Source organism: Saccharopolyspora sp. MMCC62, from assembly GCF_057736575.1.
This window is the reverse complement of the sequence record NZ_JBYKCM010000009.1, coordinates 142,387-167,881: the sequence shown is the minus strand read 5'-3', so window position 1 is coordinate 167,881 and position 25,495 is coordinate 142,387. Positions and strand designations below refer to the sequence as shown.

Here is a 25,495-nt window from a genome sequence, read left to right as displayed (position 1 = left end):
ACCTGCTGTTCGTGAGTGAGCACTTCCGCGTGCACGGCGGGGCGCGCCTCGTCGGCGAAGTCGATGTGGTCGGCGCGAAGAACAGCGTGCTGAAGCTGATGGCGGCCGCGCTGCTGGCCGAGGGCACGACGACGATCACCAACTGCCCGGAGATCCTGGACGTCCCGCTGATGGGCGACGTGCTGCGCAGCCTGGGCTGCGAGGTCGACATCGACGGCCGCACCGCGTACATCACGACGCCCGCGGAGATCAGCCACGAGGCGGTGTCGCCGTCGATGGGCAAGCTGCGCGCCTCGGTGTGCGTGCTGGGCCCGCTGGTGGCGCGGTGCCGCAAGGCCGTGGTGACGCTGCCCGGTGGCGATGCGATCGGTTCGCGCCCGCTGGACATGCACCAGAGCGGGCTGCGGCAGCTGGGCGCGACCAGCCACATCGAGCACGGCGCGGTGGTGGCCGAGGCGGAGAACCTGCGCGGCGCCCAGATCTGGCTGGACTTCCCGAGCGTCGGCGCCACGGAGAACATCCTGATGGCCGCGGTCCTCGCCGAAGGCACCACGATGATCGACAACGCGGCTCGCGAGCCGGAGATCGTCGACCTGTGCGTGATGCTGCAGCAGATGGGCGCGAAGATCGAGGGCGCGGGCACCTCGACGCTCACCGTGCACGGCGTGACCTCGCTGAAGGCGGTGGAACACCGGGTCATCGGCGACCGCATCGTGGGCGCCACCTGGGCGTTCGCCGCGGTGGCGACCCAGGGCGACATCAAGGTGCGCGGGGTGGACCCGCAGCACGTGAACCTGGTGCTGGAGAAGCTGCGCAGCGCGGGTGCCGAGGTCGTGGTGGGCGATGAGGAGTTCCGCGTGGTCGCGGACCGCCGCCCGCTGGCCGTGGACTACGTGACGCTGCCGTACCCGGGGTTCGCGACGGACCTGCAGCCGATGGCGCTGGCGCTGTCCGCGGTCGCCGACGGCACCTCGATGATCACCGAGAACCTGTTCGAGTCCCGCTTCCGGTTCATCGAGGAACTGGTGCGGATGGGTGCGGACGCGCGCACCGACGGGCACCACGCGGTGGTGCGCGGGTTGGAGCGGCTCTCCAGCGCCCCGGTGTGGGCGTCGGACATCCGCGCCGGGGTGGGCCTGGTGCTCGCCGGGTTGTGCGCGGACGGGGTGACCGAGGTGTGGGACGTGTTCCACATCGACCGCGGCTACCCGAACTTCGTGGAGAACCTGCGGGGCCTGGGCGCTTACATCGAGCGCGTCACGGACTGATCGGCCGACGGCCGGGCCGCCCGAGGCTCGGCCGCTCCCAGCGGTTCCGCGATCGCCGCTGCCGATCACTGCCCGCCTGCGAACCCGCCCTGCAAGTCTCGGCCGTTTCCCGTCAGCGGCGAAGCCGCTGAGTTGACGACCACCCACGACACCGGCACCGTCGCGGGTTCTCAGCGGTTTCCTCGCGAGGACAGCGTTTCTCATGTGGCGGAGCCACCTGTGAAAACGATCCCGCAGCGAGGGGACCGCTGAGGTTCCGCCACTCTCCCCACCTCGCAACAGGAGTTGGGGAGATCACCCGCTCTCGAAAGCCACCCGGAGGCCGAGGGCGATCATCACGGTGCCGGTGGCGCGCTCCAGCACGAGCTTCACCTTCCGGCGGCTGAGCAGGGTGCGCATGCCGCCGACCAGCCAGGACGCCACCCGCCAGTACACGAGCGCCACGCCCAGGAACGCCAGCGTGAGGACCATCGAGGTGAGCGCGCGCGGTTCGCCGGGCGAGATGAACTGCGGCAGCAGCGTCAGGAACAGCAGGATGATCTTGGGGTTGAGCACGTTGCTGACCAGCCCCTGCCGGAACGCCGCGCGCCGCGTCAGCACCTCGCCGGCCGCCTGCGGTTCCGGCAGCGCCGCCGCGGGGGCCTCGTGCCGGTTCCGGATGCTCTTCCACAGCGTCGTCGCGCCGAGCCACACCAGGTAGGCGGCGCCGCCGAGCTTGAGGGCCGTGTAGGCGACGGCGGAGGCCGCCAGCAGCGCGGAGAGCCCCGCGACCGAGATCGCCGCGTGCACCAGCAGCCCGGCGCAGCAGCCCAGCCCGGTCCACCACATCCCGGTCGACCCGCCGCGGATGCTGTTGCGCAGCCCGAGGGCCATGTCGGGGCCGGGGGCGACGGTCACCACGATCACGAACAGCACGAAGGGCACTAGTTGAGCCGGCACCAGCGAAGGATAAGGAGCCGGGGCCCGCTCCGTCACGTGATCCGGGGGCGCCGCGACGGGCGCCACACCGGCACGGGGCCGAAACCGGTCAAACCCCCCGTTCGTGCAAGCAGAGCAGCTGGTAGGCGGCGATGGACTGGGCGTCGGTGATCGCGCCGCCGCGGATCATCCGCTCGAATTCGGCGCGGTCGAACCAGGCCGCCCGCATGTCCTGCTCCTCCGGTTCCCGCTCGTGCTCGCCCGCGGTGAGCCCGGTCGCCAGGTAGACCCGGCCGCGCTGGCTGGACATGCCCGGCGCCACGTCCAGCTGCCCCAGGTCGGTGAGCCGCGCGGCGCGCAGCCCGGTCTCCTCCCGCAGTTCGCGGGCGGCGAGTTCGGCGGTGTCCACTTCGGCGCGGTCCGGCGCGGTGCCCTGCGGGAATTCCCAGCGGCGCCGGCCCAGCGGGTAGCGGAACTGCTCGACCAGGTGAATCCGGTCGCCGTCCAGCGGGATGATCAACGCGTAGTCCGGTTTGTCCACCACGCCGTAGATCCCGTCGGACCCGTCGGGGCGGCGGATGCCGTCCTCCCGGACGGTCATCCACGCGTTCGCGTACACCTCGCGGCTGCTCGTCGTGCGCATCCGCCCATCGTGCACCGCCCCGCCGCGCGCTGATCGCGCGCCGTGCGCGGAAGGGAACCTTCCTGTCACGGGTGCGTGGAAGGGAACCTTCCTGCCACCCCGGCTCAGTTGAGCTTCGACCGCCGCAGCCCGTACCCGAGGTACACGGCCAGCCCCGCCACCATCCAGATCCCGAAGACCAGCCAGGTGATCCAGTCCAGCCCGAGGATCAGGTAGGCGCACAGCGCGACCCCGAGCAGCGGCACCCACGGCATCAGCGGGGTGCGGAAGGACCGTTCCAGGTCGGGTTTGCGCCGCCGCAGCACGATGACGCCGATGTTGACGACGCCGAACGCGACGAGCGTGCCGATGCTGGTGGCGTCGGCGAGGCTGCTCAGCGGCACCACGGAGGCGAGGGCGGCCACCAGCAGTCCGACGATCATGGTGTTGTGCGCGGGCACGGCCCGGCGGTTGACCGCGGACAGCTTCGCGGGCATCAGCCCGTCCCGGGACATCGACACGAGGATGCGGGTCTGCCCGTACAGCACGGTGAGCACCACGGAGGCGATGGCGACGACGGCGCCGAAGGCCAGCAGCACCGCGGGCCAGCCCTGCCCGGTGACGATCTCCAGCGCGGTGGCCAGCGAGGCGTCCGAGCCGCCGAGCACGTCGGTGCCGACGGCGCCGACGGCGGCGAACGCGACGACGACGTAGACCAGGGTGACGATCGCCAGCGAGATCATGATGGCCCGCGGCAGGTCCCGCTTCGGGTTCCGCGCCTCCTCACCGGCGGTGGAGGCGGCGTCGAAGCCGATGAACGAGAAGAACACCGCGGACGCGCCCGCGGAGATCCCGGCGACGCCCGCGGGCGCGAACGGGGTGAGGTTGTCGGAGCGGAACGCGGTCAGCGCCACGCAGACGAAGAACACCAGCACGCCGATCTTGAGCAGCGTGGTGGCGGTGGTGACGGCGGCGCTCTCCCGCACGCCCATCATCAGCACGGCCGTGGCGAGCAGCACCACGATGACGGCGGGCACGTTGACCACGCCGCCTTCGCCGGGTGGCGCGGACAGCGCGTCGGGCAGGGTGAGCCCGATGGTGCCGCGCAGGAACTCGTTGAGGTAGCCGCCCCAGCCGACCGCGACCGCGGCCACCGAGACGCCGTACTCCAGCAGCAGGCACCAGCCGCAGACCCAGGCGACGAGCTCGCCGAGCGTGGCGTACGCGTAGGAGTAGGCCGAGCCGGAGACGGGGACGCTGCCCGCCAGCTCGGCGTAGGACAGCGCGGAGCAGAGCGCGGCGAGTCCGGCGAGCACGAACGACACCACGACGGCCGGTCCCGCGGCGGGCGCGGCTTCCGCGAGCACCACGAAGATGCCGGTGCCGAGGGTGGCACCGACCGACAGCGCGATGAGCGGCACCAGTCCGAGCGTGCGGTGCAGCGCGGTGTGCGAGCCGTCGTCGGCGATGCGCTCGACCGGTTTGACTCGGGTGAACAGCTGGGCGTACGACACGGGAACGCACGGTAGACCCGATGCGACTGGTGATCTTTCGAAGGTTCGCCTGCCCTGAACCGGCATGGGTGCTCGACATCGTGATCGCCGCCCGTACCCTGTGCCGGGTGCGTCTTGTCATCGCTCGCTGCAAGGTCGATTACGTCGGCCGCCTCACCGCGCATCTGCCCATGGCGCAGCGCCTGCTGCTGGTGAAGGCGGACGGTTCGGTCTCGGTGCACTCCGACGACCGCGCCTACAAGCCGTTGAACTGGATGAGCCCGCCGTGCTGGCTCATCGAGGATCCCGGCGTGTGGACGGTGCAGAACAAGGCCGGCGAGAAGCTGGTGATCAGCCTCGAAGAGGTGCTGCACGATTCCAAGCACGAGCTCGGTCCGGAACCCGGCCTGGTCAAGGACGGGGTGGAGGCGCACCTGCAGCAGCTGCTCGCCGAGCACGTGACGACGCTCGGCGACGGGTGGTCGCTGGTGCGCCGCGAGTTCCCCACCGCGATCGGCCCGGTCGACCTGATGTGCCGGGATTCGGACGGCTCCAGCGTCGCGGTCGAGATCAAGCGCCGCGGCGAGATCGACGGGGTGGAGCAGCTGACCCGCTACCTGGAGCTGTTGAACCGGGATCCGCTGCTGTCGCCGGTGGCGGGCGTGTTCGCCGCGCAGCAGATCAAGCCGCAGGCGCGGACGCTGGCCGAGGACCGCGGCATCCGCTGCGTGACCTTGGACTACGACCAGCTGCGCGGGATCGAGCCGGACGAGTTCCGGCTGTTCTGAGCGGCCTCGTCCACCGCCGTTCGAACGTTTGTTCACTCTGCTGAGTGATGATTTCCGCGGTCGGGCGCGGAACACTGGAGTCATGATCAGTCCGGTGTTCCGCGCCCTTCGTGTTCCTCCGGGTTCTTCCCGGCAGCTCCGTCCCATCGGTCCCGGCCGTGCCGGCGTCAGGTGGTCGGCGTGGTCGGCGGGGTCCGGCGGCGCCTCCGCGCGCACCGCCCGCCGTGGTGTCGTCGCCCCGGGGTGCGCGCGGGCGCGCGATCCGGCCGGGGCGGGACGTGCTGTCGGCGACTCGGGTTGATTTCCGTTGTCTCCTGTGGACTGCGCCCGCGCGGGCGTGGTGGATTCACCGTCCGCGTCGGATCGGCGTCGGTTCGTGGTGGTTGTCGAGCGCTGGTCCGGCGGCTGACTGTCCGTGATGTTTCCGCTGCTCGGGGGAGTGTCGATACCCCCGAAAGGTGACGCTCAACGAATTGGTATCGGTCCAGTGTGAGTGGTCCCACTGTGCGGTAGTGTCCGTCTGCCGCCGATCGGGTGGTGATTATCGTTGGACTTTGTTGGGTCTGGAGGTGGGGTGGCCGTGAACGTGCTAGCCCAAGAAGAGTTGCGGCTCGATGCCAGCGCGGTCGACTACGTGCTGCTCGCGCTGTACTTCGCGTTCGTGCTCGGCATCGGCTATCTCGCCCGGCGCTCGGTTTCCACGAGCTTGGACTTCTTCTTGTCCGGGCGTGCCTTGCCCGCGTGGGTGACGGGGTTGGCCTTCATCGCGGCGAACCTGGGCGCGATCGAGATCATCGGCATGTCGGCGAACGGCGCCGAGTACGGCATGCCGACCATGCACTACTTCTGGGTCGGTGCGGTCCCCGCGATGCTGTTCCTCGGCATCGTGATGATGCCGTTCTACTACGGCTCGAAGGTCCGCAGCGTCCCCGAATTCATGCTGCGGCGGTTCGGGAAGCCGGCCCACCTGGTCAACGGCATCAGCTTCGCCGTCGCCCAGGTGCTCATCGCGGGCGTCAACCTGTACCTGCTGGCCAGCATCGTGAACGTGCTGCTGGGCTGGCCGCTGTGGGTCTCCGTGCTGGTGGCCGCCGCGATCGTGCTCACCTACACCGCGCTCGGCGGGCTGTCGGCGGCGATCTACAACGAGGTGCTGCAGTTCTTCGTGATCGTCGCGGCGCTGCTGCCGCTGACCCTGGTCGGCCTGCACAAGGTCGGCGGCTGGGACGGCCTGGTCGAGAAGATCAGCGCCAGCCCCGGCGGGGCCGAGCAGCTCTCGGCGTGGCCGGGCACCGAGCTCACCGGCTTCACCAACAGCTTCCTGAGCGTGCTGGGCATCGTGTTCGGCCTCGGCTTCGTGCTCGCCTTCGGCTACTGGACGACGAACTTCGTCGAGGTGCAGCGGGCGATGGCGTCCAAGAGCATGTCCGCGGCCCAGCGCACGCCGATCATCGGCGCCTTCCCCAAGCTGCTGATCCCGTTCATCGTCATCATCCCCGGCATGATCGCGGGCGTCGCGGTGCAGGAGCTCGTCGCCTACAAGGCGACCGAGACCGGCAGCGTGGACTACAACGACGCGATCCTGCTGCTGATGCGCGACCTGCTGCCCAACGGCATCCTCGGCGTGGCGCTGGCCGGTCTGCTCGCCTCGTTCATGGCCGGCATGGCGGCGAACCTGAGCTCGTTCAACACGGTGTTCACCTACGACATCTGGCAGGCGTACATCGCCAAGGACCGGCCGGACCAGTACTACCTGAAGATGGGCCGCTGGGTCACCGTCGGCGCCACCGTGATCGCCGTCGGCACCGCGTTCATCGCCTCCGGGTACTCCAACCTGATGGACTACCTGCAGCAGCTGTTCTCGTTCTTCAACGCGCCGCTGTTCGCCACGTTCATCCTCGGCATGTTCTGGAAGCGGATGACCCCGACCGCCGGTTGGCTCGGTCTGGTGCTGGGTACCGTCTCCGCCATCGCGGTGTTCGGCCTCTCCGAGGTCGGCGTGCTGGACCTGCCGGGCCAGGGCGCGAGCTTCGTCGGCGCCGGTGCCGCGTTCGTGGTCGACATCGTGGTCAGCGTGGTGGTCAGCCTGGTGACGCGGCCGAAGCCGGAAGCGGAACTGGTCGGCCTGGTGTACTCGCTCACGCCGCGCACCAAGCTGCAGGCCTCCACTTCGGGCGAGGACGCGGGCTGGTACCGCAAGCCCGGCCTGATGGCGGGCATCGTCCTGGTGATCACCATCGTGCTCAACATCGTCTTCGGCTGACCGGAGGAACCCCATGGCCACTGAGACAAGCAAGCGCACCGCGGGCGCCTTCGACATCCGATTGATCATCGCCGTGCTGTTCTTCCTGTACGGCTTGGTGCTCACCGTGCTCGGGGCCACCGCGAGCCCCGAAGACGTGGCGAAGGCCGCGGGCATGAACATCAACCTCTGGAGCGGGGTCGGCATGCTCGTGTTCGCCGTCCTGTTCGCCCTGTGGGTCCGGTTGCGGCCCATCGTGGTGCCCGCGGACGTCGCGGAGGAACCCGCGACCGAGCACTGACCGGGACGCTCCGGCCCTTTCTCCGGCCGGAGCACCGCCCGCACGCGGCGTCGTCGACCCACGGCCTTCGGCCTGGTCGGCGGCGCCGCTTTCGCACGCCCCGGCCGGGCGGCGCGGCCCGGTTCCGCGCCCTGCCGAGCCCCTGCCGCACCGCCGGTGCGCGGCGGACCGGCGGCGGGTCGGGGCGACCGTCCGGCCGGGCCAGGACTTCGCGCCGTTCACATGCGAACCCGGCATTCGTCCGCAGAACCTGCCGCTGAGCGCGGGATTTCCGTAGGCTGCCGATTCACAACGACCATTGACACGGTGGGAGGCAGCACATGACCCGGACCGCCAGCGGCGAGGCCGAGCCGATGGCCGCAGCGAGCTCAGCGCAGACCACGTTCGACTCGCTCGACCCGCGTACCGGCGAAGTCGTGGGCCGGTACCCGCTGCACGACGCCACCGAGGTCAACGAGATCGTCGAATCCGCCCGGGTCGCCGGGCGGTGGTGGGCGGAACTCGGCTTCGCGGAGCGGAAGAAACGACTCGACCAGTGGCGCGCGCTGCTGGTGCGCGGCATCGACGAGCTCGCCGGGGTGATCTGTTCCGAGACCGGCAAACCGCTCGACGACGCCCGGCTCGAACTGGTGCTGGTGATCGACCACCTGCACTGGGCGGCGAACAAGGCCGAGAAGGTGCTGCGGCGCCGCAAGGTCGGCTCCGGCGTGCTGATGGCCAACCAGGCCGCCACCGTCGAATACGTGCCGTTCGGCGTCGTCGGCGTCATCGGCCCGTGGAACTACCCGGCGTTCACACCGATGGGATCGATCGCCTACGCGCTCGCGGCGGGCAACTCGGTGGTGTTCAAGCCCAGCGAACTCACCCCCGGCGTCGGCCGCTGGCTGGTGGACAGCTTCGCCGAGGTCGTACCCGAGCACCCCGTGCTCGCCCTCACCACCGGCTTCGGCGACACCGGTGCCGCGCTGTGCGCCTCCGGCGTGGACAAGGTGGCGTTCACCGGCTCCACCGCCACCGGCAAGCGCGTGATGGCGGCCTGTTCGGAGACGCTGACCCCGGTGCTGGTCGAGTGCGGCGGCAAGGACGCGCTCATCGTCGACTCCGACGCCGACCTCAAGGCCGCCGCCGAAGCCGCCGTCTGGGGCGGCATGTCCAACGCCGGGCAGACCTGCATCGGCGTGGAGCGGGTGTTCGTGGTGGAGGCGGTCGCAGACCGGTTCCTCGAACTCGTCGCCGAACGCGCCAAGAAGCTCCGGCCGGGCGGGGAGCCCGGCGCCGACCTCGGGCCGATCACCATGCCCTCCCAGGTCGAGGTGATCCGCAGGCACGTCGACGAGGCGCTCGACGGGGGAGCGCGGGCCGTCGTCGGCGGCAAGGACTCGGTGCGGCCCCCGTTCGTCGAACCGGTGGTGCTCGTCGACGTCCCGGCCGGCTCCGCGGCGGCGGTCGACGAGACCTTCGGCCCCACCCTCGTGGTGGAACGCGTGCGCGACGCGGACGAAGGCGTCGAGCTCGCCAACCAGGGCGACTACGGCCTCGGCGGGACCGTCTTCTCGCGCTCCCGCGGGGTCGAGCTCGGGCGGAAGCTGCGGGCCGGGATGGTCGCGGTCAACTCGGTCATCGCGTTCGCCGCGGTGCCCGCGCTGCCGTTCGGCGGCGTCGGTGACTCCGGGTTCGGGCGCATCCACGGCGAGGACGGACTGCGCGAGTTCGCCCGGCCGCAGTCGATGACCCGCACCAAGTTCCGCATCCCGCTGAACCCGATGACCTTCGCCCGCTCCAAGGGCACGGTGCGCGCGGTCGTGCGGCTGATCCGCCTCACCCGCGGGCGCTGACCGGACGAGGGCGCCTTCCGGTCACCGCGTGGTGACCGGGAGGTCTCCTTGCCGCGCCGGACGATCCGGACTGACCAGGCCCGACGGCACCGCTGCGCGCTCAGCTGACCGGAAGGTTCCCTTCCTCGTACCAGTGACCGGAAGGTTCCCCTCTGCGCAGCGGTGACCGGAAGGTTCCCTTGCCCGCACGGGTGGGCACGAAGGTTCGCCCACCTCGTCCGTGACAGGAAGGTTCCCTTCTGCGCAGCGGTGACCGGAAGGTTCCCTTCCTCGCACCGGTGGGTGCCTTCCGCCGTGGCCGCTGCGGGCGTCGAGGTCCGTGCTCCGCCGTGACCGGAAGGTTCCCTTGCTCGCGCGCAGCAGCGGCCCCACCTCGTCCGTGACCGGAAGGTTCCCTTGCTCGCGCGGGTGGCAGGAAGGTTCCCTGGACGTCGTCCGTGACCGAAAGGGTCCCTTCCTCGCACCGGGGCCGGGCGGTTCCCGTGACCGGAAGGTTCCTTTCCGCTCGTTTCGCGACGGCGGAGTTCCCTCGTCCGCACCGGCGGTGGTCGGTGTGCTGCGGGGGCACGCCGCGTAACCTGCCCGCTCGGGTGATCGACTGCGCGCCGCGGGCGGGCCGAGAGGTGCCGCGCGGCCCCGGTGGGGGTGAGGATTGTGCGGAGGCGGCTGCTCCGGGCGCATCCGGTCGGGTCGCCCGAACGTTCCAGCGAGACCGGTCGTCGGCCAAGCGGCGCCGCGGTCGCGATCCGGCGGCGAGGAGACCAACGGTGAAGAAGATCATCAACGATCCGGCGGCGGTGGTCGGCGATGCGCTGCGCGGTATGGCCGCCGCGCACCCGGATCTGCTGCGGGTGCGCACCGGCCCGGCGTTGATCGTGCGCGCGGACGCGCCGCAGGCGGGCCGGGTCGCGTTGATCTCCGGCGGAGGTTCGGGCCACGAGCCGCTGCACGGCGGGTTCGTCGGCCCGGGCATGCTCACGGCGGCCGTGCCGGGCGCGGTGTTCACCTCGCCGACGCCGGACGCGGTGCAGGCGGCGATCGCCGAGGCGGAGGCGGGCGCGGGCGCGCTGCTGCTGGTGAAGAACTACACGGGCGACGTGCTGAACTTCGAGACGGCGGCGGAGCTCGCGGGCCTGGAGGGCACCGATGTCCGCGCGGTGATCGTCGACGACGACGTGGCGGTGAAGGACTCGACGCACACCGCGGGCCGGCGCGGCGTGGGCGGCACCGTGCTGGTGGAGAAGATCGTCGGCGCGGCGGTGGAACGCGGCGTGGACCTGGCCGGGTGCGAGGCGATCGCCCGGCGCGTGGTGGGCCGGGTGCGGTCGATGGGCGTGGCGTTGACCGGTCCGACGGTCCCGCACGCGGGCACGCCGAGCTTCACGCTCGCCGACGACGAGGTGGAGATCGGCATCGGCATCCACGGGGAGCCGGGCCGGGAACGCATCCCGCTGGAGAACGCCGACGGCCTGGTCGCGAGGCTGCTGGAGCCGATCTTGGCGGACCTGCCGTTCGAGGCGGGCGACGAGGTGCTGCTGTTCACGAACTCGATGGGCACGACGCCGCTGATCGAGCTGTACCTGGCGCACGGCGTCGCGGAGCGGCTGCTGGCGGAACGGGGCGTGCGGGTGCGCCGCAGGCTGGTCGGCCCGTACACGACGAGCCTGGACATGCAGGGCATGAGCCTGACGTTGCTGAAGCTGGACGACGAGCTCACCGAACTGTGGGACGACCCGGTGCGCACGGCTGCACTGCACTGGTGACGAGGACGGGTGAACTGATGGGTTGCACGGCACAGGACGTGATCGCCGCACTGCGGGCGGGCGCGGCGGTGGTCGCCGAACACCGGGACGAGCTGGTGGAGCTGGACCGGGTGATCGGCGACGCGGACCACGGCGAGAACATGGACCGCGGGTTCCGCGCGGTCGTGTCGAAGCTGGACACGGCGGCGCCGGAGACGCCGGGGGCGGTGCTCAAGCAGGTCGCCACCACGTTGATCTCCACCGTCGGCGGGGCGTCCGGCCCGCTGTACGGCACGGCGTTCCTGCGGGCGGCCTCGGCGGTGGGCGACGCGGCCGAGCTGGACGAGATGGCGCTCGTGTCGGCGTTGCAGGCCGGTCTGGAGGGCGTGGTGGCCCGCGGCAAGGCCGAACCGGGGGACAAGACGATGGTGGACGCGCTGATCCCCGCGGTCGACGCGGCGACGGCCGCCGCCGCCGAAGGGGCCGGCTCGGAACGGGTGCTGGCGGTGGCCGCGGCCGCCGCGCACACCGGGGCGGCGTCCACCGAACCGCTCGTCGCCCGCAAGGGCCGGGCGTCCTACCTGGGAGAGCGCAGCGCGGGGCATGTGGATCCCGGCGCGCGCTCGACCGCACTGCTGTTGTCCGCGTTCGCCGAATCGAGGTCGTGATGGGTGTCGGTCTGGTCATCGTGTCGCACAGCGAGCGGCTCGCCGCGGGAGTCGCCGAGCTCGCCGCGCAGATGGCGCCGGAGGTGGCGGTGGTGCCCGCGGGCGGGCTGGCCGGGGGTGATCTGGGCACCGACTTCGACAAGGTGTCGGCCGCGCTGTCCGACGCCGACTCCGGCTCGGGCGTGGTGCTGCTCTACGACCTGGGCAGCGCGCAGATGACGGCGGAGCTCGCGGTGGAATCGCTCGGCGACCCGGACACGGCGATCGTCGCGGACGCGCCGCTGGTGGAGGGCGCGGTGGCCGCCGCGGTCGAGGCGCAGGGCGGCAAGGACCTGGACGCGGTGGCGCGCGCCGCGGTCGCCGCCGGGGTCGGGTCCGACATCGAGCAGCCCGCCCCCGCCGGGGAGACGATCACCGAGGAGCTGGAGCTGCACAACGAGGTCGGGTTGCACGCCCGTCCGGCCGCGCTGCTGGCCCGCAGCCTCACCGGGCTGCAGGCGGACGTGCGGGTGCGGCTCGGCGACGCGGAGGCCGACGCGGCGAGCGTGCTGGGCCTGATGGGCCTCGGCGCCCGCAAGGGCGACCGGGTCACCCTCGTCGCCGCGGGCCCCGATGCGGGTGAAGCGATGCGCAGGATCCAAGACCTGGTGAGCACCAACTTCGGCGATTGAGGCTTGGCTCGTTCTGCTTTTCGGGGCGGGTGGCGGAACCTCAGCGGTCCCCTCGCTGCGGGATCGATTTCTCGAGTGGCTCCGCCACACGTGAAATCGCTGTCCTCGCGAGGGAACCGCTGAGAACCCGCGGCGGTGCGAGTTGCTCTGGTGGTCTCCGCTCAGCGGCTTCGCCGCTGACAGGACACGGCATGAGCCGCACGAGGACTACGAGCAGTGGGGTCTTGTCGGTGCGGGGCGCTGTGCGGCGGCCACCTGAGCGACAGGACCACCCGCGGGTTCCCGGCTGCTTCCTCGTGCGGGCGGTGGTCTCTCCGGTGGCGGAGACGGTCGTGACGATGATTCCTCGGGGGAGGAAGCAGCCGAGGGTCCACCAGACCCCGAAGCCGCGGGCGCGGTGGGGCGGCCGGTTAGGGTGAGGCGATGCCGTCTCGTTCGTGGTTCCGAGGCCTGCCGGTGTTGCTGCTGTCGCTGGTGCTGGCCGCGGGATGCAGCGCAGGCGCGCAGCGGTCGCCCGCTCCCGCGTCGGATCGCGATGCGGCGGACCGCGCGGCGGCGCTCGGTGATCCCCGCACCGTCGACCCGTGTTCGCTGGTCGAGGACGCCGCGCTGGCGCGCTTCGGCGAGGTGCGCGATGCGGGGACCGTGTCGTTGGACTACTGCCTGCTGCGGGTGCGCACGAACGACGGTGCCTTCGCGCAGGTGAAGGTCGGCGAGCTCGCCCCCGAACCTCCCGGCCGGTCCGATCCGGTGGTGGGCGAGGCGGAGCCGCGCATCGCGCAGGAGGCGCCGCTGCCGGGCCACTGCACCCGGCGGGTGCTGCTGGGGGACCGGTCGGTGCTGGTGAGCGCCGACCAGCTCGCCGGTGGCCCGGGCGTCGAGCTGTGCGGGATGGCGCAGGCGGGGGCGGAGCAGGCCGCGACCGCGCTCCGCGAGCACCGGGTCGAACACCGCGCGTACCCGCCGAATTCGCTGGCGCTGCTCGATCCGTGCCGGGTGCTGCCGACCGACGTGGTGCGGCAGGTTCCGGGGTTGGAGGAGGCCGAACCGGTGGCGGCGCCGGGCGGCCACCGCTGCCAGTGGGGCCCGGACGACGCGACGGCGCCGCGGGTGCAGCTGGTGCACACGGCCGGTGCTCCGCCGGAGGTGCTGCACGGCACGGCGGTGGAGGAGCAGATCGCGGGTCGCCGCACCGTGACGAGCGTCGTCGGTGGCGACCCGTCGACGCCGCTGTGCTCGGCGGAGACGGGGCACGTCCCGTTCGGTCCGCCCGGCGCCGATCAGGTGGAGGTGGCGATGCTCGTCGTCGCCTACCCGGACGGCGACGGGCTGGACGCCTGCGAGTTCGCGCGGGGGCTCGCGGAGCGCGCTTGGCCGGCGCTGCCGCCGGTCTAACGCCTGCGGCGCGGGCGGTTACGGTGTGGGGCGTGCCGCGCCGCAACCGCCAACAACGTCCCACCGGTGGCCAGCGGGGGAGTTCGTCCCCGCGCCCGCTGGGCGCCGGTTTCGGCTGGTCCAGGGTGGAGGAAGGCCCGGACGGCGAGTGGGTGGTGCGCACGGTGCCCGCGGCGCAGGCCACCAAGACCTACCGCTGCCCCGGCTGCGACCACGAGGTGCGGCCGGGCGTGGGGCACGTCGTGGCGTGGCCCGCGGACGAGCAGGGCGATGTGGCGGACCGCAGGCATTGGCACAGCTCCTGCTGGCAGGCGAGGGCCCGGCGGGGCCCGACGCGGCGCTGGTCCTGACTGGAAGCTCACAGCGATCGCACCCGGCTCGCGTGGGAGGATCGCGGGGATGAGCACCGAGATCCGCGCCAACACCGCGCTGCCCGCGAAGCGGGAGCAGATCACCTTGCACACCGCGGACGAGCTGCGGTTGATCGGTGAGCTGGCGCTGCCGGAGAGCGGCGCGCCGCGGGCCACCCTGGTGTGCCTGCACCCGCTGCCCACGCACGGCGGCATGATGGATTCGCACCTGTTCCGCAAGGCGGCGTTCCGGCTGCCCGCGCTGGCCGACCTGGCGGTGCTGCGGTTCAACACGCGGGGCACGGCCAGCGAGGCGGGCCGCAGCGAGGGCGAGTTCGACTCGGGTGGTGCGGAGCGGTTCGACGTGGCCGCCGCCCTGGAGTACGCCGAGTTCCACGACCTGCCGGACGTGTGGCTGGTCGGCTGGTCGTTCGGCACCGACCTGACCTTGGTGCACGGGCTGGATCCGCTGGTGCGCGGCGCGATCCTGATCTCGCCGCCGCTGCGCTGGAGCACCGAGGACGACCTGCGGGCCTGGGGCGACTCCGGGAAGCCGGTGCACGCGCTGGTGCCGGAGTTCGACGACTACCTGCGCCCGCCGGAGGCGCGGGAGCGGTTCGCCGCGATCCCGCAGGCCCGGGTGCACGGGTTCGACGACACCAAGCACCTGTGGGTGGGCAAGGCGGAGGCGGCGCTGGACGCGATCGTGGACATCGTCGCGCCGGAGGTCACCACGCCGCTGCCCCGCACCTGGGACGGTCCGCACGAGACGCGCCAGGTCACCATCGTCGGGCAGTGATCAGGTGCGTTCCGCGCGGCACAGGTAGGCGTGCGGGGTGCTGCCGACCCGGGTGAGCACCGCGGTGGCTTCGGCGCCGCCGCGCGGTTTGAGCCTGCGCCGCAGCGCGTCCGGATCGACGTCCACCCCGCGGGTCATGATCTCCAGCCGTCCGACGTCGTGCGCGCGCAGCAGCGCCCGCAGCGCCTTCTCGGAGTACTTGCCGTGGTCGAGGACCCGGAACGCGCGGATGCCGGGCGGCGGCGCGTCCCCGGTGAGGTAGGCGATGCGCGGGTCGAGCTGCCCGAGCCCGTGCCGCGCCGCGTAGTGCCGCACCAGTCCGGCGCGCACCACCGCCCCGTCCGGGTCGACGAGCCACGGCCCGGCGTCGCGGGTGGGGCAGTCGTCCGGTTCGCGGTCGGTGAGCTCGTCGCGGGTGCCGTCGGCGCGCAGCACGGTGGCGCGCCGCCGCACGTCGGGGTCGGCGAGCCCGCCGAGCCACACCGCGGCTTCCCGCACCTGCCCGGCGAGCGACACGATCTCCACTTCGGCGTGCGCGGGCACGGCGTCGAAGTCCAGGCCGGGCGCGCACTTCACGACGAGGTCGCGTCCGGAGTGGACGTCGAGCAGTTCGTCGAGCGGCGGCACCAGGTCGGCGGGGTTCCAGCGGCGGCGCCCGCTGCCGTCGCGGCGCGCCGGGTCCGCGGTGATCGCGGTGCCGGTGCTGGTGGGGCGCAGCGCGTCGGCGCGCACGAATCCGGCGGGGGTTCCGTCGGCGGCGAGGTTGTGCCGGGCCATCGCGAGCCGCACCTCGTCGAGGTCGGAACCGAGGCAGCGGTCGGCGACGCGGGCGATCTCCCGCAGGTCCGCGCCGATCGAGCAGGTCACGTCGTGCACGTCCCGCCCGGCGAGGCGGCGGGCGCGGTGCCGGGCGACGGCGGTGGTGGTGGCCTGCTGCAGCGCGTCGCCGGTGAACAACCAGTCCGCGGTGCCGTCGAGCTTCGCCGCGGCCTTGCCGCGCAGCACCGCGGTCTCCAGCGCGGCGGCCGCGAACCGCGGGCCCGCGGCGGCGCGGGCGGCGGCGACGTCGGCGAGCCGGGAGCCGGTGGTCAGCGGCCGCCCGGACAGCGCGGCGACGGCCTCGACCCCGGCGGGGGAGCGCAGGAACGCCACGTCGTCCAGGTCGAAGGCGTACGCCACTCCGGATCTCCCTGCCACGCGCTGCTCGGACGCGCAGCACTCTAGTCCGCGCGAACGCCCCGCCCGCCGGGGAGGGCGAGCGGGGCGTGCGACGGGGGTGTGCCGATCAGCGGCCGGTGAACTCGGCCTTGCCCGGCCCGTTCTCGACGAACGAGCGCATGCCGATCTTCTGGTCCTCGGTGGCGAACAGACCGGCGAAGATCTGCGTCTCCAGCCGCAGCCCGCTGGCCAGGTCCACGTCGAGGCCGCCGTCGATGGCGGCCTTGGCGGCGGCGAGCGCGTGCACCGGGCCGTTCGCGAACTGCTCGGCCCACTTCCGCGCGGCCGCGTACACCTCGTCGCCCGGGACGACCTCGTCGACGAGACCGAGTTCGAGCGCTTCGGGTGCCTTCACGAACCGGCCGGAGAAGATGATGTCCTTCGCCTTGCTCGGGCCGACGAGGCGGGCGAGCCGCTGGGTGCCGCCTGCGCCGGGGATGACGCCGAGCAGGATCTCCGGCTGGCCGACCTTCGCGCCCTCGCCCGCGATGCGCCGGTCGCAGCTCAGCGCCAGTTCGAACCCGCCGCCGAGGGCGTAGCCGGTGATGGCGGCGACGGTCGGTTTCGGGATGGCGGCGACGGCGCTCATCGCCGCGGACAGGCCGTCGGCCTCCTTGCCCGCCATGTCCGCGTAGGACATGGCGGCCATCTCCTTGATGTCGGCACCCGCGGCGAGGACCTTCTCCCCGCCGTAGACGATCACCGCGCGCACGTCGGGGTGCGCGGCGGCCTCGGCGGCCACGTCCTTCAGCTCCTGCTCGATCTGCCGGTTCAGCGCGTTCATCGGCGGCCGGTCCAGCCGGATCGTGCCGATGCCGCCTTCCACTTCGAGCCTGACGAACTCGCCCACGCCGCAACCTCCTCGTCGAAACCGCTGCTTGCCCGCAGGTTATCCCGCGCGGCGGGCACCGTCAGTGGCGCTGATCTCACGGCGGGCCCGAGATGCGACGGGCCCCGCTCCGGCTGGGAGCGGGGCCCGGTTCGCGGGTGCGGTCAGGCGCGCCTGCGGGCGAAGAAGCGGTCGCCGCTGCGCTGCAGCTCCAGGTCCTGGTCGAAGGTCTTCGCCAGGTTGTCCTCGGTGAGCACGTCGTCCAGCATCCCCTGCGCCACGATCATGCCGTCGCGCAGCAGCAGCCCGTGGGTGAACCCGGGCGGGATCTCCTCGACGTGGTGGGTGACCAGCACCGAAGCGGGCGCGTCGGGGTCGAGGGCGAGTGCGGACAGCCGCGCCACCAGGTCTTCGCGGCCCCCGAGGTCCAGCCCGGCGGCCGGTTCGTCCAGCAGCAGCAGCTCCGGGTCGGTCATCAGCGCGCGGGAGATCAGGGTGCGCTTGCGCTCCCCGTCGGACAGGGTGCCGAACGCGCGGTCCGCGAGGTGCGCGACGCCGAGCAGCTCCAGCAGTTCCGCGGCCCGGTCGGTGTCCATGTCGTCGTACTCCTCGCGCCACCGGCCGAGGACCGAGTAGCCGGCGCTGACGACGACGTCCCGCACGAGCTCGTCGCCGGGCACGCGGGAGCCGAGCGAGGCCGAGGTGAGGCCGATGCGCGGGCGCAGCTCGAAGACGTTGACGCGGCCCATGCGTTCGCCGAGCACGTCCACGGTGCCGTCCGACGGGTGCAGTTCGGCGGCGGCGAGCCGGAGCAGCGTGGTCTTGCCCGCGCCGTTCGGGCCGAGCACCACCCAGCGCTCGTCGAGTTCCACCGACCAGTTCACGTCGGACAGCAGCGCGTTCCCGCCGCGCCGGACTCCGACACCGTCCATCCGGATGACCAGGTCGTCCACGTCCACCTCCCAGCCGTTGCCGGCCGCTCTGCGCACGGTTCCGGGCGCGTTCGGACCGCCTGCGATCACCGGCGGATCCCCTCCGGGACCTCATTCTTCCGGTCCCGCACCACGCGCTTGCGGCGGGGCCGACCTGCGGCCGCGCGAACGGACCGTTCGTCCCGCGGGATCGGGCGAACGGTCCGTTCACCAGGGTGCTCAGCCGACGGGTGCGCGGCCGCCTTCGACGACGGGCAGCCCGGCGGCCGCCCAGGCCCGGAAACCGCCGACCAGGTCGGTGGCCCGGCCGAGGCCGAGCTCGCGGGCCTGCGCGGCGGCGAGGCTGGACGCGTAGCCCTCGTTGCAGACCAGGATCACCGGCTGGTCGACGCGCAGGCCGTCGAGCCGGTGCGGGCTGGACGGGTCCAGCCGCCATTCCAGGACGATGCGTTCCACGGTGAGCGCGCCGGGGATCTCGCCTTCGGCGAGCCGGTTCGCCTGCGGGCGGATGTCGATCAGCAGGGCGCCGTCGCGCTGGAGCTCCGCCGCCCGCTGCGGGTCGACCCGGTCCAGTTCGCCGCGGGCGTCGCCGAGCAGGTGCTCGATGCCGTACGGGCCGAAGCCGGGGGCGTCGTCGGGGTGGGTGCGTTGCTGGGGCACGGTGACCTCGCTCATCGGGTTGCCGTCCGGATCGGGCCCGCCGGCTGCGGCGCGACGGGCGGCACGTCGGCCAGGTCGGAGTAGTGCCGCACCGGCAGCAGCGGCGGCGAGTAGGCGTGCACGCTCGCCGCGTTCACCGCGCCGGTGTTGCGCACCTGGTGCGCGCGGCCCGCGCCGAAGCCGATGGAGGCGCCGGTGCCGTGCTGCGCGGTGCGGATCGGGCCGGACGGGTAGCGGTAGTCCTCGCGGACCTCGCCGAACAGCACGGCGAACGAGCCGGACGCGCCGCCGTGGTCGTGCGGGTGGGTGCCCTGGCCGGGCGCCCAGGACAGCAGCCACAGCTCGACGCCCGCGGTGAGGCCGAGCCGTGCCCACCAGCGCTCCTCGTCGTGCACTTCGACGAGGTCCAGCAGCGAGCCGGTGAGCTCGGTGATGGCCAGCGTGGTGAGGTCGCGCAGCTCCTTCGGCGTCCACAGGTCGTGGTCCGGCCGGATCCAGTCCCGCAGCAGCGGCAGGTCGAGCGCGGGGTGCAGCTCGAACGCGCCGAGTTCGGGGATCTCCTCGGTGGGGGTGTACTGCGAGATGTGCGTGGGTGCGGACATGGGTGTTTCCGTTCCTTCGTTCGCGAGCTGAATCGGGAACGGGCCGATCGGCGGGAGCCGGACCGCGTGCGTCCGCGGCAGGGCGGGCGGGTCCGGGGTTCAGGTGGTGCCGCGCCGTCGACCCGAGCGGGTCCACGGGGAGTTGCGGTCAGTGACAGGCGGAAGTGACGACCAGGAACAGGTCGATCACGCGATCACGAGTCAGCAGCGAATCCGGCACGTCGGGATCGTGGCACGTCACCGGGGTTCTCGGCCATACCCCGGCCGAGTCCTCTCACGATGTGGGCGCCGGCCGGGCGGTGCCGGTGCGGCCGCGGTGATCACCCGCTGCGATCGGTCCGGGCCGTCGATCCGCGTGCCCGCGAGGCCGGTGTCCCCGAGCCCGGTGTCCCGATCTCGGTGTTCCGGTCCGCCGGTGTCCTGGTCCGCCGGTGCCCGGATTCTGGGTGCCCTGGTCCGCCGGTGCCCGATTCAGGTGCTCCGGCCTGTCGGGGCCGGACCGTGGTGCTCCGGTCCGCCGGTGCCCCCGACCCCGTGCCCGGTCGTTCCGGCGGCCCGGCGTTCAGCCGCAGCGGTCCGGGCCGTGCAGCAGCCCGTCCCGGAACGCGTCGGCGCGCTGCGCGCCGGTGAGCCGCCCGCCGTCGGCGTCGCGGGAGGCCGCGTCGCGAGAGGTGGCGTCGCGGGAGACCGCGTCGGTGACCAGCAGCGATTCGACGGCTTCGTCCAGATCGCCCGCGGACACGCGTTCGGCGGCGGTGTAGGCCCCGGTGAGGCAGCTGATCGCCGTCCCCGCGGCCGGTCCGGTCGTGGGCAGTCCGAGCGGGCCGAGCGCGGCGAGCGCGTACCGGGAGGCGAGCAGCGTCGCGGTGGCCTGGTCGCCGACGTCGCGGTGCAGCTCGTCGAGCCGCGCCGGGTCGTAGCCGATGGTGCCGTGGTCGGCGCAGTAGCCGACGGGGTCGCCGGGGCAGCTCCCGGCGCGCACCTCCGGCGGGGTCCAGGCGCGGCCCGCGGCGGCGATGCGGGCGCCGAAGAACTCGCGGGCCGTGCTCGCGGTCCGGTCGATCGTGGCGGGCAGCGCTGCGTTGGGCCCGTCGGGTCCGTCGCCGGTGGGGGCGGGTTCCACGTCGGGTTCGGCGCAGCGGGCGGGCCCGTTGCGGTAGCCGTCCTGGAACGCGGTGATCCGGTCGAAGGAGCTGCCGTGCGCGTCCCCGGCGGAGGCGTCGGTGCCGATCGGGTCGCGGAACACGATCAGCGCGTGCAGCGCTCCGTCCAGGTCCTGCGGCGAGACGCGCAGGTGCGCGGTGCGCCCGTCGGCGGCGGCGCGCAGGAACGACCCGGCGTAGCAGTCCGCGCCCGCTTCGGTGCGCGCCGCGTCGCCGCCCGCGCCGACGTCCACTCCGGTGCGCTGCTGCACCGCGTGCCCGAGTTCGTGGGCGAGGACGACGGCGACGGCCGCGTCCCCGTAGTGGTCGCGCAGCACCGGCAGCAGGGCGGCGCGGTCCCAGGCGATGGCGTCCACCGAGGCGCAGTAGTAGGCGTTGCCCTCCAGGTTCGCGACGGTGCCCGAGCACGGCGGCGGGCGGCCATCGCCGCGCGCGGTGTCCACCGAGAAGTAGCCGCCGTCCAGGTCGTGCCACTCCTTCCCCGCCACGGCGGGGAGGTTCGCGGTCCAGAAGTCCCGCACGTCGGTGATGACGGTGGCGGCGAGCCGGTCCGCGTCGCCCCCGTCGGCGCCGTGCACGAATCCCGGGTCGACGGCCCGGTTCGCCGGTTCCCGGGCGGGCGCGGGCCGCGGCTGCGGCGCCGCGGGCGAACAGCCCGCGACCCCGAGGACGAGGGCCAGCACGGCGGACGGGAGGATGCGCACCCCGCCAGCTTCGCACTCCGGATCGATCAGCCGTCCGCGGCCGCGTCCGCGGGCTGCGAGACTGGCGGGCACGCGTCCGCCAGCGGGGCGGCGCGGAACTCGTCGGAGCTGTGCGACGCCGCGCCGGTTCCACCGACCGCGAGATGGGATCAGCCGCCGTGAAAGCCGTCCACCGTTTCACCGTTCGAGCACACCTGCCGGAGCAGCTGGCGGCGCTGGGGACGTTGGCGACGAACCTGCGCTGGACCTGGCACCCGCCGACGCAGGACCTGTTCGCCGCGGTGGATCCGCAGGTGTGGGCGCGGGTCGGCGGCGATCCGCTGCGGCTGCTGGAGGAGGTGCCCGCGGAGCGGCTGCGCGAACTGGCGCAGGACGAGGACTTCCTGGCCCGCACCCGCGCGGTGCACGACGACCTGCGGCACTACTTGACGGTGCCGCGCTGGTACCAGCAGCGGCAGGCCGAGGGCGCCGGGTTGCCGTCCTCGGTGGCGTATTTCTCGATGGAGTTCGGGGTCAGCGAGGCGCTGCCGAACTACTCCGGCGGGCTCGGCGTGCTCGCGGGCGACCACTTGAAGTCGGCGTCGGACCTGGGGGTGCCGCTGATCGGGGTGGGCCTGTTCTACCGCTCCGGTTACTTCCGGCAGGCGCTGTCCGCGGAGGGCTGGCAGCAGGAGCACTACCCGGTGCAGGACCCGAAGGGCCTGCCGCTGGAGGTGCTCACCGAACCGTCCGGCGAGCCGCTGCTGGTGCGGGTGGCGATGCCGGGCGGGCGGGAGCTGCGCGCCCGGATCTGGAAGGCGCAGGTAGGCCGGGTTCCGCTGCTGCTGCTGGACACGGACCTGCCGGACAACGACGACGACCTGCGCGGCACCACCGACCGGCTCTACGGCGGCGACGCGGACCACCGCATCCGGCAGGAGATCCTCGCCGGGATCGGCGGGGTGCGGGCGCTGCGCGCCTACTGCGAGCTGACCGGGCACCCGGAGCCGGAGGTGTTCCACACCAACGAGGGCCACGCCGGTTTCCTCGGCCTGGAGCGGGTGCGCGAGCTGCACGGGGCGCCGGGCCTGCACTTCGACGAGGCGGTGGCCGCGGTGCGCGCGGGCACCGTGTTCACCACGCACACCCCGGTTCCGGCGGGCATCGACCGGTTCCCGGTGGACCTGGTGCGGCACTACTTCGGCGACGGTTCCTCGCAGGCGCTGCTGCCGGGGGTGCCGACGGAGCGGGTGCTGGCGCTCGGCGCCGGCGACAAGCCGGGCATGTTCAACATGGCGCACATGGGGTTGCGGCTGGCGCAGCGCGCGAACGGGGTGTCGGCGCTGCACGGCGGGGTGCTGCGCACCATGTTCCGCGGGCTGTGGCCCGGTTTCGGCGTCGAGGAGGTGCCGATCGGGTCGGTGACGAACGGGGTGCACGGGCCCACCTGGTCGGCGCGGGAGCTCGGCAAGCTGCTCGGCGAGTCCGAAATGGACAGCGGGGCGGGGTTGCGCGGGATGGAACCGGTGAGCGACCCGCTGCTGTGGGAGCTGCGCAGTTCGCTGCGGCAGCGGCTGGTGGACGAGGTGCGGCGCAGGCTGCGGCAGGCCTGGTTGCAGCGCGGCGCCTCCGACCTGGAGCTCGGCTGGTGCGATTCGGTGTTCGACCCGGACGTGCTCACGATCGGTTTCGCCCGCCGGGTGCCGACCTACAAGCGGCTCACCCTGATGCTGCGCGACACCGAACGGCTGCGGCGGCTGCTGCTGGACCCGGAACGGCCGGTGCAGCTGGTGGTGGCCGGGAAGTCGCACCCGGCCGACGAGGGCGGCAAGGCGATGATCCAGCAGATCACCCGGTTCGCCGACGACCCCGAAGTGCGTCACCGCATCGTGTTCCTGCCGGATTACGACATGTCGCTGGCCCGGTACCTGGTGTCCGGCTGCGACGTGTGGCTGAACACCCCGGTGCGGCCGCTGGAGGCCTGCGGCACCTCCGGGATGAAGGCGGCGCTGAACGGCGCGCTGAACCTGTCGGTGCGGGACGGCTGGTGGGACGAGCTGTTCGACGGCGAGAACGGGTGGGCGATCCCGAACGCCGACGGCGTCACCGACCAGAACCGGCGCGACGACCTGGAGGCGGCCGCGCTGTACGAGCTCATCGCCACCGGTGTCGCCCCCACGTTCTACGAGCGCAGCGCCGACGGCGTCCCCGGCAAGTGGATGTCGATGGTGCGCCACACCCTCGCCACCCTCGGCCCGCGGGTGCAGGCGTCCCGGATGGTCCGCGAGTACGTGGACCGCTACTACGGTCCGGCGGCGCGGTCGGCGCAGGCCATGACCGAGCACGACCACCGGGGCGCGAAGGAGCTCGCCGAGTACGGGGCGCGGCTCGGTTCGGCGTGGGGTTCGGTGCGGATCGGTGCCACCCGGATGTCGGTGTCGGGCGGCGCGACCCCGCTGCTGGGCGGGCGGATCACCGTGCGCGCGGAGGTCGACCTCGCCGGGCTGGCACCGTCCGATGTGGACGTCGAGGTGGTGGTGGGCCGGGTGGACGACGCGGACAAGCTGCACGAGTTCATCACCGAGTCCATGCGACCCGGCCCGGACGGCGACTACGAGGCGACGGTGACGCTGCCGCACGCCGGTCCGGCCGGCTACACGGTCCGCGTGCTCCCGAAGCATCCGCTGCTGTCCGGTCCCGCCGAGCTCGGCCGCATCGTCCTGGCCTGACCCCTGGATCCCACTTCTGTCGCGTAGTGGTCGGGTGGCGGAACCTCAGCTGTTTCCTCGCTGCGGGATCGATTTCACAGGTGGCTCCGCCACATGAGAAATCGCTGTCCTCGCGAGGAACCAGCTGAGAACCCGCGGCGGTGCCGGTTGATCAGGTGGTCGGCGGCTCAGCGGCTTCGCCGCTGACAGGAAAAAGCCGAGACCCGGCTGGCGGGTTCGGAGGTGGGTGGTGAGCCGGGTGCTCGGTGGGCGTCAGGCGACGTAGAGGCGTTCGCGGACCTCGCGGACGCGCGGCCACCAGGCGGCGAGGCGTTCCGCATCGGCGAGGGCGGCGCGGGCGGCGGCGTTGTCGCGGCGGGCCATGTGCGCGCGGGCCAGGGTCGCGAAGTCGTCGGCCTTCGACAGCGGCGAGGAGGCGTGGTCCGCCCCGGACGCGGCCAGCCGCGCCGCCTCGTCCGCATCGCCCTCCAGCAGCGCCAGCAGCCCCTTCGTCCCGTTCAGCTGGTGCGCCGGGTAGCCGAGCGAGATCGCGTCCTCCAGCGCCTTCCGCGCGATCGGCAGCACGTCGGCGGCGGGCAGCTGGTCGGATTCCGCGGCGCAGCACCCCAGGCCGGCCAGGCCCGCCAGCGCGTAGGAGAGCTCGCGCGGCGCCAGGTCGACCGCCGCGATGTGCCCGCTGAGCTTCAGCACCGCGTCCGCGTACTCGCCGCGCGCCTCGTGCATCGTGATCCGGCAGTTCACCGCCACGTCCAGCTCGGGGTGCAGCGCGGAGAGCCGGTTCACCACCACCTGGGCGCGTTCGACGTCCCCGTCCTGCAGCGCTTCGTGCGCGCGCGCCGCCAGCGGGGCCGCCAGGAACTCGCTGCGCCGCGGCTCCTCCAGCCGCGGCAGGCCGAACAGCAGCCAGCCGGTGGAGGTGCTCAGCGGTTCCCGGCGCGGCCACAACTTGTAGATCATCAGCGGGGTCACGGCGATCAGCAGCCCGCGCCCGAACGAGCCGTCCGCCAGCAGCCAGCACGCCAGCACGGCACCGATCCCGGCCACCGCGGACGTCACGCCCGCCAGCCAGCAGCGCAGGATCACCGGGCTGCGCCACGGGCCGATCTCGGACGCCAGCTCCAGCGGCAGCGCCCGCAGCGTGATCGTGGTCCGCCCGACCCGCCAGCTCGCGATGCCGTGCAGCGAACCGATCACCACGTGCCGGATGCGCAACCCGAAGATCGCGGCCCCGGCCAGCAGCCCCAGCTGCGTGACCATCGGCAGCGCGATGACCCCGGCCAGCGCGCCCAGCACGCCCCGGCCGAACCCGCCGGCACCACCGCCCGCGAGACCTTCCACGACTCCCACGGCCACCAGGCCGGCCAACGCGGCCACCACCCACGGCCGCAGCCACTGACGCAACGTCCCCATGAGCAGGGGACCTTACGGAACGATCCCCGCGCACACCGCCGTTTTCGGTGCAGAGCCCGTCTCGACCGTCCTGCGCGGCACGGGCTCGACCGTCGTGCGCAGCACGGGATTCCGGGCGCGCCCGCGGAGATCCGGCCCGCACCGGCCACCCGATAGGCTGATCCGCAGCGGCCGGTG

Annotated in this window: 22 protein-coding genes; 12 read left to right on the top strand and 10 right to left on the bottom strand. The window is 72.8% G+C overall.

The features are described from left to right. Window positions 1-11: 11 nt before the first annotated feature. A complete protein-coding gene (murA, locus tag AC29IT_RS21405; protein ID WP_358438826.1) occupies window positions 12-1,268 on the top strand; it encodes a UDP-N-acetylglucosamine 1-carboxyvinyltransferase in 1,257 nt (418 codons plus the stop codon). 294 nt (window positions 1,269-1,562) lie between these two features. Here the strand turns inward: murA and AC29IT_RS21400 are convergent, their stop codons facing one another. From AC29IT_RS21400 to AC29IT_RS21390, 3 genes are all read right to left on the bottom strand, one after another. Continuing rightward, window positions 1,563-2,207, bottom strand: a complete 645-nt coding sequence (locus AC29IT_RS21400; protein ID WP_358438828.1) for a LysE family translocator — start codon at window positions 2,205-2,207, stop codon at window positions 1,563-1,565. An 88-nt stretch (window positions 2,208-2,295) separates the two neighbouring features. Beyond that, a complete protein-coding gene (locus tag AC29IT_RS21395) occupies window positions 2,296-2,829 on the bottom strand; it encodes an NUDIX domain-containing protein (protein ID WP_488219923.1) in 534 nt (177 codons plus the stop codon). A 104-nt stretch (window positions 2,830-2,933) separates the two neighbouring features. Next, complete coding sequence (locus AC29IT_RS21390) at window positions 2,934-4,322, bottom strand: amino acid permease (protein ID WP_358438832.1); 1,389 nt, start codon at window positions 4,320-4,322, stop codon at window positions 2,934-2,936. Between the two features lie 107 nt (window positions 4,323-4,429). On the opposite strand from AC29IT_RS21390, the gene nucS reads away from it, so the two are divergent. From nucS to AC29IT_RS21340, 10 genes are all read left to right on the top strand, one after another. Continuing rightward, on the top strand, window positions 4,430-5,089 hold the full coding sequence (gene nucS, locus AC29IT_RS21385; protein ID WP_358438834.1) for an endonuclease NucS: 660 nt from the start codon (window positions 4,430-4,432) through the stop codon (window positions 5,087-5,089). A gap of 580 nt (window positions 5,090-5,669) precedes the next feature. Next, window positions 5,670-7,352, top strand: coding sequence for a sodium:solute symporter family protein (locus tag AC29IT_RS21380; protein WP_488219922.1), 1,683 nt, complete (start codon window positions 5,670-5,672; stop codon window positions 7,350-7,352). 13 nt (window positions 7,353-7,365) lie between these two features. Next, entirely contained in the window at window positions 7,366-7,632 is a 267-nt protein-coding gene (locus tag AC29IT_RS21375; protein WP_358438840.1) for a hypothetical protein, read from the top strand. A 320-nt stretch (window positions 7,633-7,952) separates the two neighbouring features. Further along, the gene (locus AC29IT_RS21370; RefSeq protein ID WP_358438843.1) at window positions 7,953-9,467 is read left to right on the top strand and encodes an aldehyde dehydrogenase family protein; all 1,515 of its coding nucleotides are present in this window, start codon (window positions 7,953-7,955) and stop codon (window positions 9,465-9,467) included. A gap of 767 nt (window positions 9,468-10,234) precedes the next feature. Beyond that, complete coding sequence (gene dhaK / locus AC29IT_RS21365) at window positions 10,235-11,230, top strand: dihydroxyacetone kinase subunit DhaK (RefSeq protein WP_488219921.1); 996 nt, start codon at window positions 10,235-10,237, stop codon at window positions 11,228-11,230. Between the two features lie 17 nt (window positions 11,231-11,247). Further along, window positions 11,248-11,877 (top strand): dihydroxyacetone kinase subunit DhaL, encoded by a 630-nt coding sequence (dhaL, locus tag AC29IT_RS21360; RefSeq protein WP_488219920.1) that lies wholly within the window; start codon window positions 11,248-11,250, stop codon window positions 11,875-11,877. Then, window positions 11,877-12,548, top strand: a complete 672-nt coding sequence (gene dhaM / locus AC29IT_RS21355; RefSeq protein WP_488219919.1) for a dihydroxyacetone kinase phosphoryl donor subunit DhaM — start codon at window positions 11,877-11,879, stop codon at window positions 12,546-12,548. Before dhaL ends, dhaM begins: the two co-directional genes overlap by 1 nt. 423 nt (window positions 12,549-12,971) lie before the next feature. Beyond that, a complete protein-coding gene (locus tag AC29IT_RS21350) occupies window positions 12,972-13,943 on the top strand; it encodes a DUF3558 family protein (protein ID WP_488219918.1) in 972 nt (323 codons plus the stop codon). Window positions 13,944-13,975: 32 nt separating this feature from the next. Next, a complete protein-coding gene (locus AC29IT_RS21345; RefSeq protein WP_358438858.1) occupies window positions 13,976-14,293 on the top strand; it encodes a hypothetical protein in 318 nt (105 codons plus the stop codon). Window positions 14,294-14,342: 49 nt separating this feature from the next. Then, window positions 14,343-15,092: an alpha/beta hydrolase gene (locus AC29IT_RS21340; RefSeq protein ID WP_358438860.1), complete on the top strand. Its 750-nt coding sequence runs from the start codon at window positions 14,343-14,345 to the stop codon at window positions 15,090-15,092. Here AC29IT_RS21340 and AC29IT_RS21335 read toward each other — a convergent pair whose 3' ends face one another. From AC29IT_RS21335 to AC29IT_RS21310, 6 genes are all read right to left on the bottom strand, one after another. Continuing rightward, window positions 15,093-16,271, bottom strand: a complete 1,179-nt coding sequence (locus AC29IT_RS21335) for a THUMP-like domain-containing protein (protein WP_358438863.1) — start codon at window positions 16,269-16,271, stop codon at window positions 15,093-15,095. A 106-nt stretch (window positions 16,272-16,377) separates the two neighbouring features. Then, window positions 16,378-17,160, bottom strand: coding sequence for an enoyl-CoA hydratase/isomerase family protein (locus AC29IT_RS21330; RefSeq protein ID WP_488219917.1), 783 nt, complete (start codon window positions 17,158-17,160; stop codon window positions 16,378-16,380). A 143-nt stretch (window positions 17,161-17,303) separates the two neighbouring features. After that, entirely contained in the window at window positions 17,304-18,071 is a 768-nt protein-coding gene (locus tag AC29IT_RS21325) for an ABC transporter ATP-binding protein (protein ID WP_358438888.1), read from the bottom strand. Between the two features lie 219 nt (window positions 18,072-18,290). Next, the gene (locus AC29IT_RS21320) at window positions 18,291-18,746 is read right to left on the bottom strand and encodes a rhodanese-like domain-containing protein (protein ID WP_358438869.1); all 456 of its coding nucleotides are present in this window, start codon (window positions 18,744-18,746) and stop codon (window positions 18,291-18,293) included. Next, the gene (locus AC29IT_RS21315; RefSeq protein ID WP_488219916.1) at window positions 18,743-19,333 is read right to left on the bottom strand and encodes a cysteine dioxygenase; all 591 of its coding nucleotides are present in this window, start codon (window positions 19,331-19,333) and stop codon (window positions 18,743-18,745) included. Before AC29IT_RS21315 ends, AC29IT_RS21320 begins: the two co-directional genes overlap by 4 nt. Window positions 19,334-19,895: 562 nt before the next feature. After that, complete coding sequence (locus AC29IT_RS21310) at window positions 19,896-21,200, bottom strand: neutral zinc metallopeptidase (RefSeq protein WP_488219915.1); 1,305 nt, start codon at window positions 21,198-21,200, stop codon at window positions 19,896-19,898. 158 nt (window positions 21,201-21,358) lie between these two features. Between AC29IT_RS21310 and glgP the strand changes: the two genes are divergently transcribed. Continuing rightward, the gene (gene glgP / locus AC29IT_RS21305) at window positions 21,359-23,908 is read left to right on the top strand and encodes an alpha-glucan family phosphorylase (RefSeq protein WP_358438877.1); all 2,550 of its coding nucleotides are present in this window, start codon (window positions 21,359-21,361) and stop codon (window positions 23,906-23,908) included. Between the two features lie 252 nt (window positions 23,909-24,160). Here the strand turns inward: glgP and AC29IT_RS21300 are convergent, their stop codons facing one another. Further along, entirely contained in the window at window positions 24,161-25,318 is a 1,158-nt protein-coding gene (locus AC29IT_RS21300) for a hypothetical protein (RefSeq protein ID WP_358437550.1), read from the bottom strand. Window positions 25,319-25,495 lie beyond the last annotated feature (177 nt).

What these genes read in the sequence shown, in the direction of transcription:
- AC29IT_RS21350 (WP_488219918.1), top strand. Translation starts at nt 12,972, where the DNA reads ATGCCGTCTCGTTCGTGGTTCCGAGGCCTGCCGGTGTTGCTGCTGTCG.
- dhaM (WP_488219919.1), top strand. Translation starts at nt 11,877, where the DNA reads ATGGGTGTCGGTCTGGTCATCGTGTCGCACAGCGAGCGGCTCGCCGCG.
- AC29IT_RS21325 (WP_358438888.1), bottom strand. Translation starts at nt 18,071, where the DNA reads ATGGACGGTGTCGGAGTCCGGCGCGGCGGGAACGCGCTGCTGTCCGAC.
- AC29IT_RS21320 (WP_358438869.1), bottom strand. Translation starts at nt 18,746, where the DNA reads ATGAGCGAGGTCACCGTGCCCCAGCAACGCACCCACCCCGACGACGCC.
- dhaL (WP_488219920.1), top strand. Translation starts at nt 11,248, where the DNA reads ATGGGTTGCACGGCACAGGACGTGATCGCCGCACTGCGGGCGGGCGCG.
- AC29IT_RS21315 (WP_488219916.1), bottom strand. Translation starts at nt 19,333, where the DNA reads ATGTCCGCACCCACGCACATCTCGCAGTACACCCCCACCGAGGAGATC.
- AC29IT_RS21300 (WP_358437550.1), bottom strand. Translation starts at nt 25,318, where the DNA reads ATGGGGACGTTGCGTCAGTGGCTGCGGCCGTGGGTGGTGGCCGCGTTG.
- AC29IT_RS21375 (WP_358438840.1), top strand. Translation starts at nt 7,366, where the DNA reads ATGGCCACTGAGACAAGCAAGCGCACCGCGGGCGCCTTCGACATCCGA.
- AC29IT_RS21395 (WP_488219923.1), bottom strand. Translation starts at nt 2,829, where the DNA reads ATGCGCACGACGAGCAGCCGCGAGGTGTACGCGAACGCGTGGATGACC.
- AC29IT_RS21340 (WP_358438860.1), top strand. Translation starts at nt 14,343, where the DNA reads ATGAGCACCGAGATCCGCGCCAACACCGCGCTGCCCGCGAAGCGGGAG.
- AC29IT_RS21370 (WP_358438843.1), top strand. Translation starts at nt 7,953, where the DNA reads ATGACCCGGACCGCCAGCGGCGAGGCCGAGCCGATGGCCGCAGCGAGC.